Below are 14,934 nucleotides of genomic sequence, written 5' to 3' on the forward strand. Positions count from 1 at the left end.
GCCCGCCCAGGACGAAGCGCCCGGAGGGATTGATGTGGACGGCGACGTCGGAGACGTCCAGCCCCAGGCCCGCGAGATCCTCCAGCACGGGCGCGATCACCACGCGCGAGATCGCCGGGGCCAGCTGGCCCTCCAGGTCGACCTCCTCGCTGTGCTGGGTCGAGACCACGATCGCCTCGACGCTGCGGGCCACGCCCTGCTCGTCGTACCCGATGGAGACCTGGGTCTTGCCGTCGGGACGGAGGTAGGGCAGGACCTCATCGCGGCGGGCGACGGAGAGATGGCGCACCAGGCGGTGAGCGGCGTGGATCGGCAGCGGCATCAGCTCGGGGGTGTCGTTGCAGGCGTAGCCGAACATGAGGCCCTGGTCACCGGCGCCGAGCCGTGCGAAGGCGCCGCCGGTCCCTGCGCCGTCCCGGCTCTCGACGGAGTTGTCGACGCCGGCGGCGATATCCGGGGACTGCGCGCCGATGGAGACCTCGATGCCGCACGAGTCCGCGTCGAACCCCTTGATGGAGGAGTCGTAGCCGATGTCCCGGATCACGTTGCGCACGATGGTGGCGACGTCGCTGTAGCCGGTGGTGCGGACCTCTCCGGCGACGTGGACGAGGCCGGTGGTCACCATCGTCTCGACGGCGACGCGGGCGCTCGCGTCCTGGGACAGCAGATCATCGAGGATGGCGTCGGAGATCTGGTCGCAGATCTTGTCGGGATGACCTTCGGTGACCGATTCGGAGGTGAAGGTGCGCAGCTCGCTGGAGGTCATGGGGTCCAGGATACGTCGGCGAACCGACCGGCCAGCTCGTCGAGGACCGCGTGGGCGACGGCGATCTTGCTGCCCGCGCTCTCCGCGATCTCCTCGCCCCGGCCGTCGAGGATCCGTACCGCGTTGTCCGCGCCGCCGAAGACGTCACCGCTGACGTCGTTGAACACGAGCAGGTCGGCTCCCTTGCGGCGCGCTTTCTCGCGGGCGAGCTCGAGGGAGCTGCGCCCCTCTCCCCCGGTCTCCGCGGCGAAGCCGATGATGACGGGGCGGGCTTCCTGCCCGCGTCGCTGCACGCTGGTGCGCAGGATGTCCTCGGTGCGGCGGAGGGCGAGGGCGGGCACGGAGTCCTCGTCGCCGTCGTCCTTCTTGATCTTCGACTCGGAGCGGTCGGCGGCGGTGAAGTCGGCGACGGCGGCCGCCATGATCAGCGCATCGACCTCGCTGCTGTGCTCGGCGATCACTGCGGCGAGCTCTGCGGCGCTGCCGGCGTCGAGGCGCCGTGCCCCGGGGGGCGTCTCGAGCTCGACGTTGGCGGCGGCCAGGCGCACGGTCGCGCCGCGGACCAGGGCGGCGTGGGCCAGTGCCCACCCCTGCCGGCCCGAGGAGTGGTTGGCGAGGAAACGCACCGGGTCCAGCGGCTCACGGGTGCCGCCGGCACTGATCAGGAGCTGGCGACCGGCGAGGTCGCGGCGCACAGCCCCGTGCGCATCCCGCGGAGCGGCGATCGCCGCGTGGGCGGCCTCCAGCAGTGCGTCGGGTTCGGGAAGGCGGCCGGGACCGGAATCCGGTCCCGTGAGACGGCCCACCGCGGGCTCGAGCACACTGACTCCCCGCTCACGGAGCACCTGCACGTTCTCGCGGGTCGAGGGGTGCTCCCACATCTCGGTGTGCATTGCGGGAGCGACCAGCACCGGGGTACGAGTGACCAGCAGTGATGCGGTCAGGAGGTCGTCGGCGCGACCGATCCGCAGCCGTGCCAGGAGGTCGGCAGTGGCGGGAGCGATCACCACCAGATCAGCGTCCTGGCCGACGCGGACATGGGCGACCTCGTCGACGTCCTCGAAGACGGAGGTGCGCACCGGGTGGTGGCTCAGGGCCTCCCAGGTGGCGGCTCCGACGAACTCGAGCGAGGAGGCGGTGGGCAGCACGCGGACGTCGGCCCCGGCAGCAACAAGACCGCGCACCAGGTGCGCGGTCTTGTACGCGGCGATCCCGCCGCCGACGCCCACGAGCACGCGAGCACCCTCGAGGGTGCGCACCACGCTGCTCATCGGATCTCCCGGCGGTGGGGCGGTCTCAGAAGGTGAGGTCGGTCGGCGGGATCTCGGGGGCGTCGTCGCCGAGCTTGAGCGGAGCCGGGGCATTCGGATCGGGCTCGTTGGCGGCGGCGTACTCCTCCTCGTCGACCTCGCGGACCGTCAGCAGACCCTCGTCGATCTCGCGCAGCGCGATCGACAGCGGCTTCTCCTGGTTGTCGACGTCGACCAGCGGGCCGACGAACTCGAGCAGACCCTCGGAGAGCTGCGAGTAGTAGGCGTTGATCTGGCGGGCGCGCTGCGAGGAGTACAGGACCAGGGCGTACTTGGAGTCGACGGTCTCGAGGAGACGATCGATCGGCGGGTTCGTGATGCCTTCGGGCTGAGCGACTGTTCCGGCCACGGATGTCCCTTCGTGAGTTTCGGCGTGCGACGGTCCAGGATACGCCCTGGACCCCGGTGCGGGCGAGGGGTCCGGCGCGCGGGCCGGGTGACCTCGCGCACCCCGGCGGTCAGTCGGACTCGTGCACGCCCAGCAGGGCGGCGAGCTCCGCGGTGGCGCGGGAGACGTCGTCGTTGATGATCGTGACGTCGAACTCGCTCTCGGCGGCGAGTTCGTCCCTGGCGGTCTCCAGGCGACGCTCGCGCTCCTCGGCGCTCTCGGTGCCGCGGCCCACGAGCCGCTGGACGAGGCTGTCCCAGTCCGGTGGCGCCAGGAACACGAAGCGTGCCTCGGGCACGGTGCGGCGGATCTGCCGGGCACCGGCGAGGTCGATCTCCAGCAGCACGGGGTGCCCGGCCGCCACGGCGGCGTCGACCGGGCCTCGCGGGGTGCCGTAGCGGTGACGACCGTGGACGCGGGCCCACTCGAGCATCTGGCCGGCCTCGACCAGCCGCGTGAACTCGTCCTCGTCCACGAAGTGGTAGTGGACGCCGTCGATCTCACCGGGGCGCGGCGGGCGCGTGGTGGCCGAGACGGAAAGCCAGATCTGCGGGTACCGCTCGCGGATCGCCGCGGAGACCGTGCCCTTGCCCACGGCGGTGGGGCCGGCCAGGACAGTCACGGGGGCCGGCACCGAGCCGGTGCCGGCCCCGTCGGACTGCGTCACTCGGAGAAGTGCGCGACGAGCTTCTCCGCCTGATGGGAGCCGAGGCCGCGGATCTTGCGGGACGGGGAGATGCCGATCTCCTCCATGATCTGCTGCGCCTTGACCTTGCCCACGCCGGGAAGGGCCTCGAGCAGAGCGGCGACACGCAGGCGCCCGACGACCTCGTTGCTCTCGGACTCGGAGAGGACCTTCTTGATCTCCTCGCCGCGGCGGCCGGCGCTGTCCTTGAGCCGCGCCTTGATGGCCGCGCGCTCACGACGAGCCTCGGCGGCCTTCTTCAGGGCATCGGCCCGCTGCTCAGGGGTGAGGGGAGGGAGAGCCACTGTTCTTACCTCTTGTTCTCTTGCTGGTGACGGGCGGGATCCGGGAGGACCTCGCGTGTGGGAAGAGCGTAACCCCAAAATCGTGGCGGAGCGCACTTCTGACACGCACAATCCCAGGTCCGGTGCAGATCGGGCCCTCCGCGACACGATTCGGGACGGTCCCGGCGGCGGTCCCGAGGCCTCGCCGCACGGGCCTGGGCGACCCGGTACGACTCAGGCGAACTGGGCGCTCAGATCGTCCGCGCGCCGGCGGAGATCATCCCTCGCGGGCCCCGCCGCGAGCAGGCCGCGGGAGAGCGAGACCAGCACGTGACCTGCGTTTTCTCCGAACACCTCGGACATCTGTGCAGGTCCGGCGCCCTGAGCGCCGAACCCCGGAGCGAGCAGAGGCGCCGACGGGGCGAGGCGGTCCAGTCCCAGTCGCCGGTACGCGTCGGCGACGGTCGCGCCGACGACCAGGCCGGCACTGCCCCACTCCCCCGTCGTGCCGCCGCCGATCGCCTCGGCGTGTCGCGCGATGACCGCCGCGACCGGCGTGTCCGCCTCGGTGATCGCGTGCTGGACCTGCGGCCCGTCCGGATTCGAGGTCAGGGCGAGCAGGAACAGTCCCTTGCCGTGCTCGGCGGCCAGGTCCGCGGCGGGGTCCAGGGATCCCGTCCCGAGGTAGGGGCTCACCGTGATCGCATCGGCCTCCAGGGGAGCCCCGGGCAGCAGGTGCGCCTGGGCGTAGGCCGTCATGGTCGACCCGATGTCGCCCCGCTTGACGTCGAGGATGCTCAGCAGGCCCCTGCTGCGGGCGTCGGCCAGCAGATCCTCGAGCACCGCGACGCCGGCGGATCCGTGCCGCTCGAAGAAGGCGGACTGCGGCTTGACCGCCGCGACCCGGCCATCCACGGCCTCCAGCACCGTCCTGGAGAACTCCGCCAGGCCCGCGGGGGAATCCGGCAGGCCCCAGGCCTCGAGCAGGCCCGCATGGGGGTCGATGCCCGCGACGATCCGTCCGCGCTCGGCGACGGCCTGCTGGAGGCGCGCGCCGAACCTCGGCGGGGCGGTGCTCATGCCAGCGCCCGCGCGGCGCGGCCGTCGAGCAGGTGCTGGGTGTGCGCCTGCAGGCTGCCGACCTCGAAGGGCTCGACCGGGCGGGCCTCGATGGCCTGCACCGCCGCCTGGAACTCCTGCAAGGTGGTGATCATCGGCACGTCCATGCTGGTCGCGGCCGCACGGATCGCGTAGCCGTCCACCCGCGCGTTGGATCCCGAGGGGGTGTTCAGCACCAGGGCGACGTCGCCGGCCTCGATGAGCTCGATGACGCTGGCCTCGTTCCCGGCCTCCGAGGCCTTGCGCAGCACCGTGCAGGGGATCCCGGACCGGCGCAGCACGCGGCCGGTGCCAGCCGTGGTGAGGATGTCGAAGCCGAGCGCGGCCAGGCGCGCCACCGGCAAGGCCAGGGAGCGCTTGTCGCGGTCGGCGACCGAGACGAACACGGAGCCGGCCGTCGGCAGGCCCTGGCCCGAGATCGCCAGCTGCGCCTTGGCGAACGCGAGCGGGAAGGTCGCGTCCAGGCCCATCACCTCGCCCGTGGAGCGCATCTCGGGGCCGAGCACCGAGTCCACGGCGTGGCCCTCGCGGGTGCGGAAGCGCTTGAACGGCAGCACTGCCTCCTTGACCGCGATCGGGGCGTCGTCGGGCAGCTCGGTGCCGTCGCCCTGGGCGGGCAGCACTCCGCCGCGGCGCAGGTCCGCGATGGAGGTCCCGGCCATGACCAGGGCCGCGGCCTGGGCCAGTGGCACCCCGGTGGCCTTGGCGACGAAGGGCACGGTCCGGGAGGCGCGTGGGTTGGCTTCCAGGACGTACAGGATGCCCTGGGAGAGGGCGTACTGGACGTTGAGCAGCCCGCGCACGCCGACGCCCGCCGCGATCCCGCGGGTGGACTCGCGGATGCGCTCGAGCATCTCGTCGCCGAGGGTGATCGGCGGCAGGGTGCACGCGGAGTCGCCGGAGTGGATGCCGGCCTCCTCGATGTGCTCCATGATGCCGCCGACGTAGAGCTCCTCCCCGTCGTACAGGGCGTCGACGTCGATCTCGATGGCGGTGTCCAGGAAGCTGTCGATGAGGATCGGGGCCTCGGCGCGGCCGCCGTCGGGCAGGTTCCGGCTGACGTAGTCGACCAGGCCCTGCTGGTCATAGACGATCTCCATGCCGCGCCCGCCGAGCACGTAGCTCGGGCGGACGAGGACGGGATACCCGATGGCCGCGGCGACCTCGCTGGCATCGCTGAGAGCCCAGGCCGTGCCGTACGGCGGGGCGGGCAGGCCGGCGTCGGAGAGGACGGCGCCGAAGTGGCCGCGGTCCTCGGCGAGGTCGATCGCCGAGGGGCTGGTGCCGATGATGGGCAGCCCGGCCTCCTCGAGACGGCGGGCCAGGGACAGCGGGGTCTGCCCGCCGAGCTGGACGATGACGCCGGCGACGGGGCCGGCGGCCTTCTCCGCCTCGTACACCTCGACGACGTCCTCGAAGGTGAGCGGCTCGAAGTAGAGACGGTCGGCGATGTCGTAGTCCGTCGAGACGGTCTCGGGATTGCAGTTGATCATCACCGTCTCGTACCCGCCGCCGGGCAGGTCCCGGTCCCCGAGGGCGATCGCGGCGTGCACGCAGGAGTAGTCGAATTCGATGCCCTGGCCGATGCGGTTGGGCCCGGAGCCGAGGATGAGCACGGCGGGCCGTTCGCGGGGTTCGACCTCCGTCTCCTGGTCGTAGCTCGAGTAGTGGTACGGGGTGCGCGAGGCGAACTCCGCGGCGCAGGTGTCGACCGTCTTGAACACGGGGTTGATCCCGAGGGCTTCGCGCACGCCCTTGACCACGTCTCCGTGCTGACCGCGCAGCCGGCCGATCTGATCGTCGGAGAGCCCGTGGCGCTTGGCCAGGCGCAGCAGCTCGGCGTCCAGCACCGGGGAGCCGCGCAGCTCGGCCGCGATCTCGGCGACCAGCAGCATCTGGTCCAGGAACCACCGGTCGATGGAGGTGGCCTCGACCAGGGCGTCCACGGTCTCGACCGGATTCACCACCCCCTCGGCGGCGGCCCACAGGATCCGCGAGATCGCCACCAGGCGGGTGTCGGTCGCGGTGCGCGTGGTCTCGATCAGCTCGGCCACCTCGGAGATCGACGGCGGCTCTCCCTCGTAGCTCGGTGCGGCGCCCTTGACGTCGAGGGATCGCTGCGCCTTGCCCAGGGCCTCGGTGAAGTTGCGCCCCAGCGCCATGGCTTCACCGACGCTCTTCATGGTGGTGGTCAGCGTCGGGTCGGCGGCGGGGAACTTCTCGAACGCGAACCGCGGGACCTTGACGACCACGTAGTCCAGGGCGGGCTCGAAGCTCGCCGGGGTGGTGCCGGTGATGTCGTTGCGGATCTCGTCCAGGGTGTAGCCGATGGCCAGGCGCGCGGCGATCTTCGCGATCGGGAACCCGGTGGCCTTGGAGGCGAGGGCCGAGGAGCGCGAGACGCGCGGGTTCATCTCGATCACGACGATGCGACCGGTCTCGGGATGGGTCGCGAACTGCACGTTGCAGCCGCCGGTGTCGACGCCGACCTCGCGGATGATGCCGATGCCGAGGTCGCGCAGCTTCTGCAGCTCCACGTCGGTGAGGGTCAGCGCGGGGGCCACGGTCACGGAGTCGCCCGTGTGCACGCCGACCGGGTCGACGTTCTCGATGGAGCAGACGACCACGCAGTTGTCGTGGTGGTCGCGCATGAGTTCGAGCTCGAACTCCTTCCAGCCCAGGATCGACTCCTCCAGGAGCACCTCGGTGGTCGGCGAGTAGTGCAGGCCGTCACCGGCCATGCGCCGCAGGTCCTGCTCGTCGTAGGCCATGCCGGAGCCGAGGCCGCCCATGGTGAAGCTGGGACGCACCACCATCGGGTACCCGAGCTCCTCGGCGGCGGCCACGCACTCGTCCATCGTGTGGCAGATCCGCGACCGCGCGGATTCGCCGCCGACCCGCTCGACGACCTCCTTGAACTGGCTGCGGTCCTCGGCCTTGTTGATCGCGTCCAGGCTCGCGCCGATCATCTCGACGCCGAACTCCTCGAGGACACCGTTCTGGGCGAGGGACATGGCGGCGTTCAGCGCGGTCTGCCCGCCGAGGGTGGGCAGGATCGCGTCGGGTCGCTCAGCGGCGATGATGGAACGGATGATGTCCGGATCGATGGGCTCGACGTAGGTGGCGTCGGCGATGCCGGGGTCGGTCATGATCGTCGCCGGGTTGGAGTTGACGAGGATGACTCGCAGGCCCTCCTCGCGCAGCACCCGGCACGCCTGGGTGCCGGAGTAGTCGAACTCGGCGGCCTGCCCGATCACGATCGGCCCGGAGCCGATCACGAGGACGGAGGAGATGTCGGAGCGACGGGGCATCAGGACTCCTTGTGTGCGTTGTCGGCGGCCTCAGCGGACCGGACCGGCTGGACGGGGCGGCCGTCCCGGTGCTGGGCGACCACCTCGGCGAGGCGATCGAAGAGGTAGGAGGCGTCGTGCGGGCCGCCCGCCGCCTCGGGGTGGTACTGGACGGAGGAGACGGGACGGTCGAGGCAGCGCAGCCCCTCGACGACGTCGTCGTTGAGGCCGACGTGGGAGACCACGACGCGGCCGTAGCGACCGCCTCCGTACGGGGCGACGTGCTCGCCCTCCAGGGGGACGTCCACGGCGAAGCCGTGGTTGTGGGCGGTGATCTCGACCTTGCCGGTCTCGCGATCCAGCACGGGCTGGTTGATGCCGCGGTGGCCGAACTTCAGCTTGTAGGTGTCGAAGCCCAGCGCCCGGCCCAGCAGCTGGTTGCCGAAGCAGATCCCGAAGAACGGGAGATCGGCGTCCAGGACGCCGCGCAGCAGCTCGACCTGGTCCTCGGCGGCGGCGGGGTCGCCCGGGCCGTTGGAGAAGAACACCGCGTCGGGCTCGAGCGCCAGCAGGTCCTCCAGGGTCGTGGTCGCCGGCAGCAGCGCCACCCTCATCCCGCGGGCGAGCATGCTGCGCGGAGAGGCACCCTTGATGCCGAGATCGACGGCGGCGACCGTGCCGATCGCCTCGCCCTCGGGCTCGAGGACGACGGGCTGGGCGATGGTCACCTCGTCGACGAAGCTGGAGCCGCTCATGGAGGGCTGTCGGCGGACCTGCTCGAGGAGCTCCTCCTCGCCGGCCTCCAGCGCGTCACCGGAGAAGATGCCTCCTCGCAGCGACCCGGTATCGCGCAGCAGGCGGGTGAGCATGCGGGTGTCGATGTCGCAGATGCCGACGATGTCGCTGCCGACGAGGAGCTCGTCCAGGGACTGCTCGGCGCGCCAGCTGGAGGACAGCCGGCTCGCGTCGCGCACGGCGTAGCCGCGCACCCACACCCGCCGCGACTCCATGTCCTCGGCGTTGGCGCCGGTGTTGCCGATGTGCGGAGCGGTCTGGACCACGATCTGGCCGGCGTAGGAGGGGTCGGAGAGGGTCTCCTGGTAGCCGGTCATGCCGGTGGCGAAGACGACCTCGCCCAGACGGGCGCCGCGCGCGCCGTAGGCGCTGCCGCGCAGGACGGTGCCGTCCTCGAGGATCAGCAGCGCGCGGTCGCGCCGTGCGGCGCGGGAGGGTGTGCCGGAGGGGGCGGTCGCGGGCGCGGGCGGGCCGGCCCTGTGGGAGGTGGGGGCAGTCATGAGTGCTCCTTCCGGGAGAGCAGGAGGTCGTGGTCGGCGCGGCGAGCGAGACGCAGACCGGTGTCGAGGAGCTGGTCGCCGAGGCGCCAGCGGAGGATGAGGATGCCGTCGCCGCCGATGAACTTGCCGGCCATGCCGGGGCCGGCGGTGACCTCGTCGACGGAGGCCGCGGGGATCGTCACGGCGGGCACGCCGCGGCGGGCGATGTGCCAGGTGCCGGTCTCGGAGACGCTCACCTGGGCGGCGGAGCGCTGGCCGAGGCCGTGGGCGACGACGCGCTCGAGGGGCTGCCGGGCGAGGACGGTGTCGACGTACACGGCCTCGAACGGGCCCAGCTCCACCTCTTCCCCGAGCTCGGCGAGCGGGGCTCCGGACGGGACCGGCAGGTGCTGCTGGGAGCGGCCGCGGCGTCGCCACCCGCGCGCCATCCCCAGCAGGATCAGGGCGAACAGGGCGGCCAGGAGCAGGACCGGGACGAGCTGGTCCATCAGTGCTCCACCACGATGCCCTCACGCACCGTGGCGCGGCCGCCCAGCACGGTCAGCCGGTTCCGACCGGGCAGCTCGAGCCCGGCGAACGGGGAGTTGCGGCTGCGCGAGGCGTGCTCGGCCGGATCGGTGACGCGGACCGGCCGGGGGTCCCACACCAGGACGTGGGCCGGAGCGCCGGCCTCGAGCGGGCGGCCCTGGTCGTCGTCGCGGCCGATCTCGGCGGGCTTCTCGGACAGCACGCGGGCCACGTCGCGCCAGCTGAGCCGGCCGGTCTCGACCATGGTGGCCTGGACCAGCGAGAGCGCCGTCTCCAGCCCGGTCATGCCCATCGCGGCCTGGTCCCACTCACGGTCCTTCGCATCGCGGGGATGCGGGGCGTGGTCGGTGGCGACGATGTCGATCGTGCCGTCGGCCAGGCCCTCGCGGACGGCCTCGACGTCCTCGGCGGTGCGCAGGGGCGGGTTGACCTTGAACACGGCGTCGAACTGGCGCACGTTCTCGTCGGTCAGCAGCAGGTGGTGCGGGGTCACCTCAGCGGTCACGGCGATGCCGCGCTGTTTGGCCCAGCGGACGATGTCCACGCTGCCGGCGGTGGAGAGGTGGCACACGTGCAGGCGCGAGCCGACGTGCTGGGCCAGCAGCACGTCGCGGGCGATGATCGACTCCTCGGCGACGGCGGGCCAGCCGGAGAGGCCCAGCTCGGCGGAGACCACGCCCTCATGCATCTGGGCGCCCTCGGTCAGCCGCGGATCCTGCGCATGCTGGGCGATCACCCCGTCGAAGCTCTTGACGTACTCCAGAGCGCGGCGCATCAGCACGGGATCGTGCACGCACTTGCCGTCGTCGCTGAACACGCGCACGGAGGCGGCCGAGTTCGCCATCGCGTCGAGCTCGGCCAGCCGCTGACCGGCCAGCGCCACGGTGACCGCGCCGACGGGGCGCACGGAGCACCAGCCGGCGTCCTCCCCGCGGCGCGCGATCTGCTCGACGACGCCGGCGGTATCGGCGACCGGCGTGGTGTTGGCCATCGCGTGCACGGCGGTGAACCCGCCGCGGGCGGCGGCACGGGTGCCGGTCTCGACGGTCTCGGCCTCCTCCCCGCCGGGTTCGCGCAGGTGGGTGTGGAGATCCACGAGGCCGGGCAGCACGATGCACCCGTCGGCCTCGATCACCTCGGCGCCCTCGGGGGCCGGGAGGTCGGTGCCGACGGCTTCGATGAGCCCGCCGGTGAGGAGGATGTCCTGGACGTCCTCCCCGTAGGGGCGGCCGCCCCGGATCAGCAGCGGGGCGGCCTCCGCGCCGGCGGAGCCGATCCCGGCGGTGGGTGCGGCGGTCTCAGTTCTCACGGGGCGCCTCCCGGGCGTCGGTGGCGAGCAGGTGGTAGAGAACGGCCATGCGCACGAACACGCCGGAGGCGACCTGTTCGACGATGACGCTGCGCGGGGAGTCGGCGACGTCCCCGGCGATCTCGAAGCCGCGGTTCATCGGGCCGGGATGCAGGACGATCGCGTGCTCCGGCAGCGCGGCGGCCCTCGCCGTGGTCAGTCCGTAGCGGCGGGAGTACTCCCCCTCGGTGGGGAAGAAGCCGCCGCCGACCATGCGTTCGCGCTGGACGCGCAGCATCATGACGGCGTCGGGTCCGGTGGCCAGGGCCTCGTCGAGGTCGTAGGCGACCTCGCAGGGCCAGGCCGAGCCGCCGACGGGCACCAGGGCGGGCGGGGCGACCAGCGTCACCCGCGCCCCCAGCAGCGTCAGCAGCAGCACGTTCGAGCGGGCCACGCGGGAGTGGAGGATGTCGCCGACGATGACGATGTGGCAGCCGTCCAGGCCCGCGGTGGGATCTCCGGGACGCAGGTGGCGGCGCAGGGTGAAGGCATCGAGCATCGCCTGGGTGGGGTGCTCGTGCGCACCGTCCCCTGCGTTGACGATGGGCTGATCGATCCAGCCGGCGTGGGCCAGCAGGTGGGCCGCGCCGGAGGATCCGGAGCGCACCACGACCGCGTCGGCCCCCATGGCCTGCAGAGTCAGCGCCGTGTCCTTGAGCGACTCGCCCTTGGAGAGGCTCGAGCCCTTGGCGGAGAAGTTGATGACGTCGGCCGAGAGCCGCTTCGCGGCCGCCTCGAAGCTGATCCGGGTGCGGGTGGAGTCCTCGAAGAAGAGGTTGACCACGGTGGTGCCCACCAGGGTGGGCAGCTTGCGGATCGAGCGGGACTGGGTCTCGGCCATGTGCTCGGCGGTGGCCAGCACGGCGGTCGCCTCGGCGCGGTCGAGGTCGGCGATGGAGATGAAGTGCCTCATGCCCGTCCCTCCCCCGCTGCCGCACGGACGATGTCGACCGCGTCCTCCCCGTCGGTCTCGGCGAGCTGGACGTGCACGCGCTCGCTGCGGGAGGTGGGGAGGTTCTTGCCGACGTGGTCGGCGCGGATGGGCAGCTGCCGGTGCCCGCGATCGACCAGGACCGCGAGGCGGACGGCGGACGGGCGGCCGATCGCGCCCAGCGCGTCCAAGGCGGCGCGCACGGTGCGGCCGGAATACAGCACGTCGTCGACCAGCACGACGGTGCGGCCGTCGATCCCGGCACGCGGGATCCTCGTGGGGCTGGGGGCGCGGGTCGGGTTGTGGCGCAGATCGTCGCGGTACATCGTGATGTCGAGACTGCCGGCGAGGTCGTCGACCGGGCGCTGGTCACCCTCGGCCCGGGTGATCTGCTGCGCGAGTCGCTCGGCCAGCGGGACCCCGCGATGCGGGATGCCCAGGAGCACGAGGTCGTCGGCCCCGTGGCCGCTCTCGAGGATCTCGTGGGCGATGCGCGTCAGGGCCCGGCGGATCTCCTCCGCCCCGAGCACCCGGGAGCGCTCTGCCTCGCGGAGGTCCGCGGGGCTCGTGTCGTCGTCATGCATGGGTGTTCTCCCTTCCACGCCTCACGGGACGTGTCGTTAAAGGGTGTGGTGCTCGTGCGAGCTGTGCCGAGTCTAAGCGGGATCGGCCGGGCGCCGCGCGCGGGACCGCCCCTCGGACGCCGCGCCCGAGTCGCCGGGCCAATCCGTCCGGGAGCCTCGAGCGGTGCGCTGTCCGTCCCTGTCGGAGGCCTGCGCCTGTCGGGGGTCGGCGGCCCCGTCAGCTGACCAGTCCGCGGACGTCGACCAGGCGCTGCAGCAGCCCGTTGACGAACCGCGGGGAGTCGTCGGTCGAGAGCACCTCGGCGATCTTGGTGTACTCGCCGATGATCGCGCCGCGACCTGCCTCCTCCTCGCCGTAGAGCACCTCGGCGGCTCCGAGGCGGAGCACGGCCCGGTCCACGGCCGGCATGCGGTGCAGGGGCCAGTCACGCGAATGCGTCGCGAGGTCCTCGTCGATGTCGACGGCGTAGGGCGCGTACAGCTCCACCAGATCCCGCGCGCGCTGCGGGAGCGGGGTCTGCGCGGCGGTCACCCGCAGCCGTTCCTCGAGCACATCGAGCACGTCCAGCTGCCGGGCGTCGGCCTCGAACAGCACGTCCAGGGCACGGACCCGGTCGCGGGAGCGGCCGTGGAGGCGGTCGGTGCGGGCGGGGATGGTGCGCTCGAAGCTGAACTCCTCCCCCTCCCGCGCGGGGAGAGGGAGGCCGGGGTCCCGAGAAGCTCCGGGCTCCTCAGAGGTGGAACCTGGGGTCACTTGACGCGCTCGAGGTATTCGCCGCTGCGGGTGTCGACCTTGACCTTGTCGCCCTGATTCAGGAACAGCGGCACCTGGATCTCGCGGCCGGTCTCCAGCGTCGCGGGCTTGGTGCCGCCGCTGGAGCGGTCGCCCTGCAGGCCGGGCTCGGTGAACTGGATCTCCATGACCACCGACGGGGGCAGCTCCACGAACAGCGCGTTGCCCTCGTGGAAGGCCACCACGACGTCCTGGCCCTCCATCATGAAGTCCTTGGCGTCACCGACGATCTCCGGCGTGAGGCTGGTCTGCTCCCAGTTCGAGGTGTCCATGAAGACGTACATCTCGCCGTCGATGTAGGAGAACTGCATGTCGCGTCGGTCCACGGTCGCCGTCTCGACCTTCACGCCGGCGTTGAAGGTCTTGTCGACCCCCTTGCCGGACATGACGTTCTTCAGCTTGGTGCGCACGAAGGCCGGGCCCTTGCCGGGCTTGACGTGCTGGAACTCGACAACGCTCCACAGCTGCTTGTCCAGAACGAGGACCATCCCGTTCTTGAGGTCGTTCGTCGTCGCCATGAGTCTCCTCGGTAGTCGTCGGGGCCCGTCAAGGATAGCGCGCAGGCAGGCACCCGCCGGGCGAGACGGGCACGCTCAACGGGCCGACGTGAGGTCGATCATGCTCAGCAGGCGTATCGCCAGCGGGTGCGCGGCGTGCTCCTCCCGCCAGCCGCTGGTCTTCACCGCCCGCGAGACGGTCTGCTGGGTGACCCCGAGGCGCTGGGCCAGCTGGGCCTGCGTCGCACCGGGATGCTCCCTCAGGGCGCGCACAGCTTCCCACTGGCCGCGGTTGCGGGTACGGATCATCCACCCGATCAGGCGCAGCACGGCCTCGGCGTCCTCGGCGGTCTCGCGGTGGCGCGCATCGGCGGCCCGTACGACGACGGGGACGCTCGAGGTGGTGCGGGCGGATCGCACCGCGCCGGCAGCGGCATCGACCGCTGGGCCCGCGACCGCGCGGACCGATTCGGGCAGGGGCTTCTCGATCGCTCCGACCCCGAGACCGATCGCCCAGTCCCCGTCCTCGCGGGCACGCAGCAGTGCCTCCAGGGCGGCGTCGGCCCGAGCAGCGAGGGCGAGCACGTCGGGGCCAGAGGTGCGCTCGGCGGGCAGCGCGAGGGGGATGGGCTCGAGCGATTCGAGCAGTGCGGGGACCGGGTCGGTGCTCGAACGGGCGCGCAGCGCCTCGCCGGAGAACGACAGGACGAACATGGGCTTCCACCACCTGATCCGGGGTCTCCGTCGCGTCCGCGATACCGGACGGTGACTACGCCGATTACGACTGTTCCCGAGAGTACAGCGCTTTGACGCAGAATCCCCGAGACCAGCCGGAACACGCCGAGAGGCCGGGACTGTGCCGGGTCGGTCCCGGGCATCGGGACAGGAAATCTCCACGTGGCCGATCTGCCACCGGCACTGGCACGAACAGCACCGGCACTAGCACTGGCACTGGCACTGGCACTGGCACTGGCACGAACATGTAGCTCACGGGCGTTGTCAAGCTGGTTGGAGTCAGTGGCTGTTCTGGGTCAGGCTGTTTGCACGAGGTGGTTGATCCCGACCGTAGCTGGTGGGGACGGCGTTTTGGGTTTTGCTCGGAAGCGCTCGGGATGG

15 protein-coding genes are annotated in these 14,934 nt (G+C 71.8%); all 15 read right to left on the bottom strand.

The features are described 5' to 3' along the window. The coding region (locus AC5020_RS16425) for an S-adenosylmethionine synthetase N-terminal domain-containing protein (RefSeq protein WP_464989072.1) at positions 1 to 766 on the bottom strand (766 nt) is incomplete at its 3' end. Further along, positions 763 to 2,037 carry a bifunctional phosphopantothenoylcysteine decarboxylase/phosphopantothenate--cysteine ligase CoaBC gene (gene coaBC / locus AC5020_RS16430; protein WP_464989073.1) on the bottom strand — a complete coding sequence of 425 codons (1,275 nt, stop codon included), beginning with the start codon at positions 2,035 to 2,037 and terminating at the stop codon, positions 763 to 765. The genes AC5020_RS16425 and coaBC, both read right to left, overlap by 4 nt. Positions 2,038 to 2,062: 25 nt before the next feature. Continuing rightward, positions 2,063 to 2,425, bottom strand: a complete 363-nt coding sequence (gene rpoZ / locus AC5020_RS16435) for a DNA-directed RNA polymerase subunit omega (protein WP_377017244.1) — start codon at positions 2,423 to 2,425, stop codon at positions 2,063 to 2,065. Between the two features lie 109 nt (positions 2,426 to 2,534). Next, on the bottom strand, positions 2,535 to 3,131 hold the full coding sequence (gmk, locus tag AC5020_RS16440; RefSeq protein WP_464989074.1) for a guanylate kinase: 597 nt from the start codon (positions 3,129 to 3,131) through the stop codon (positions 2,535 to 2,537). Then, positions 3,128 to 3,454, bottom strand: coding sequence for an integration host factor, actinobacterial type (gene mihF / locus AC5020_RS16445; RefSeq protein WP_377017248.1), 327 nt, complete (start codon positions 3,452 to 3,454; stop codon positions 3,128 to 3,130). Before mihF ends, gmk begins: the two co-directional genes overlap by 4 nt. Before the next feature lie 213 nt (positions 3,455 to 3,667). Further along, on the bottom strand, positions 3,668 to 4,513 hold the full coding sequence (gene pyrF, locus AC5020_RS16450) for an orotidine-5'-phosphate decarboxylase (RefSeq protein ID WP_464989075.1): 846 nt from the start codon (positions 4,511 to 4,513) through the stop codon (positions 3,668 to 3,670). Beyond that, the gene (gene carB, locus AC5020_RS16455; protein ID WP_464989076.1) at positions 4,510 to 7,863 is read right to left on the bottom strand and encodes a carbamoyl-phosphate synthase large subunit; all 3,354 of its coding nucleotides are present in this window, start codon (positions 7,861 to 7,863) and stop codon (positions 4,510 to 4,512) included. Before carB ends, pyrF begins: the two co-directional genes overlap by 4 nt. Next, positions 7,863 to 9,137: a glutamine-hydrolyzing carbamoyl-phosphate synthase small subunit gene (carA, locus tag AC5020_RS16460; RefSeq protein ID WP_464989077.1), complete on the bottom strand. Its 1,275-nt coding sequence runs from the start codon at positions 9,135 to 9,137 to the stop codon at positions 7,863 to 7,865. Before carA ends, carB begins: the two co-directional genes overlap by 1 nt. Next, the gene (locus tag AC5020_RS16465) at positions 9,134 to 9,625 is read right to left on the bottom strand and encodes a PH-like domain-containing protein (RefSeq protein ID WP_377019502.1); all 492 of its coding nucleotides are present in this window, start codon (positions 9,623 to 9,625) and stop codon (positions 9,134 to 9,136) included. Before AC5020_RS16465 ends, carA begins: the two co-directional genes overlap by 4 nt. Beyond that, positions 9,625 to 10,941 carry a dihydroorotase gene (locus AC5020_RS16470; RefSeq protein ID WP_494564452.1) on the bottom strand — a complete coding sequence of 439 codons (1,317 nt, stop codon included), beginning with the start codon at positions 10,939 to 10,941 and terminating at the stop codon, positions 9,625 to 9,627. Before AC5020_RS16470 ends, AC5020_RS16465 begins: the two co-directional genes overlap by 1 nt. Before the next feature lie 22 nt (positions 10,942 to 10,963). Beyond that, a complete protein-coding gene (locus AC5020_RS16475; protein ID WP_464989078.1) occupies positions 10,964 to 11,926 on the bottom strand; it encodes an aspartate carbamoyltransferase catalytic subunit in 963 nt (320 codons plus the stop codon). Further along, positions 11,923 to 12,528: a bifunctional pyr operon transcriptional regulator/uracil phosphoribosyltransferase PyrR gene (gene pyrR / locus AC5020_RS16480; RefSeq protein ID WP_464989079.1), complete on the bottom strand. Its 606-nt coding sequence runs from the start codon at positions 12,526 to 12,528 to the stop codon at positions 11,923 to 11,925. Before pyrR ends, AC5020_RS16475 begins: the two co-directional genes overlap by 4 nt. A 217-nt stretch (positions 12,529 to 12,745) precedes the next feature. Beyond that, positions 12,746 to 13,282, bottom strand: a complete 537-nt coding sequence (locus AC5020_RS16485; protein ID WP_464989080.1) for a transcription antitermination protein NusB — start codon at positions 13,280 to 13,282, stop codon at positions 12,746 to 12,748. Then, a complete protein-coding gene (efp, locus tag AC5020_RS16490; protein ID WP_377019496.1) occupies positions 13,279 to 13,839 on the bottom strand; it encodes an elongation factor P in 561 nt (186 codons plus the stop codon). Before efp ends, AC5020_RS16485 begins: the two co-directional genes overlap by 4 nt. Positions 13,840 to 13,914: 75 nt before the next feature. After that, positions 13,915 to 14,532, bottom strand: coding sequence for a MarR family transcriptional regulator (locus tag AC5020_RS16495; RefSeq protein ID WP_464989081.1), 618 nt, complete (start codon positions 14,530 to 14,532; stop codon positions 13,915 to 13,917). Between the last annotated feature and the right edge of the window lie 402 nt (positions 14,533 to 14,934).

The sequence above is a fragment of the Brachybacterium sp. SYSU DS0246 genome (assembly GCF_059391765.1).

Bases quoted from the DNA above. Each gene is read 5' to 3' on its own strand.
- coaBC (WP_464989073.1), bottom strand. From the start codon at position 2,037: ATGAGCAGCGTGGTGCGCACCCTCGAGGGTGCTCGCGTGCTCGTGGGC.
- pyrF (WP_464989075.1), bottom strand. From the start codon at position 4,513: ATGAGCACCGCCCCGCCGAGGTTCGGCGCGCGCCTCCAGCAGGCCGTC.
- carB (WP_464989076.1), bottom strand. From the start codon at position 7,863: ATGCCCCGTCGCTCCGACATCTCCTCCGTCCTCGTGATCGGCTCCGGG.
- carA (WP_464989077.1), bottom strand. From the start codon at position 9,137: ATGACTGCCCCCACCTCCCACAGGGCCGGCCCGCCCGCGCCCGCGACC.
- AC5020_RS16465 (WP_377019502.1), bottom strand. From the start codon at position 9,625: ATGGACCAGCTCGTCCCGGTCCTGCTCCTGGCCGCCCTGTTCGCCCTG.
- AC5020_RS16475 (WP_464989078.1), bottom strand. From the start codon at position 11,926: ATGAGGCACTTCATCTCCATCGCCGACCTCGACCGCGCCGAGGCGACC.
- pyrR (WP_464989079.1), bottom strand. From the start codon at position 12,528: ATGCATGACGACGACACGAGCCCCGCGGACCTCCGCGAGGCAGAGCGC.
- efp (WP_377019496.1), bottom strand. From the start codon at position 13,839: ATGGCGACGACGAACGACCTCAAGAACGGGATGGTCCTCGTTCTGGAC.
- AC5020_RS16495 (WP_464989081.1), bottom strand. From the start codon at position 14,532: ATGTTCGTCCTGTCGTTCTCCGGCGAGGCGCTGCGCGCCCGTTCGAGC.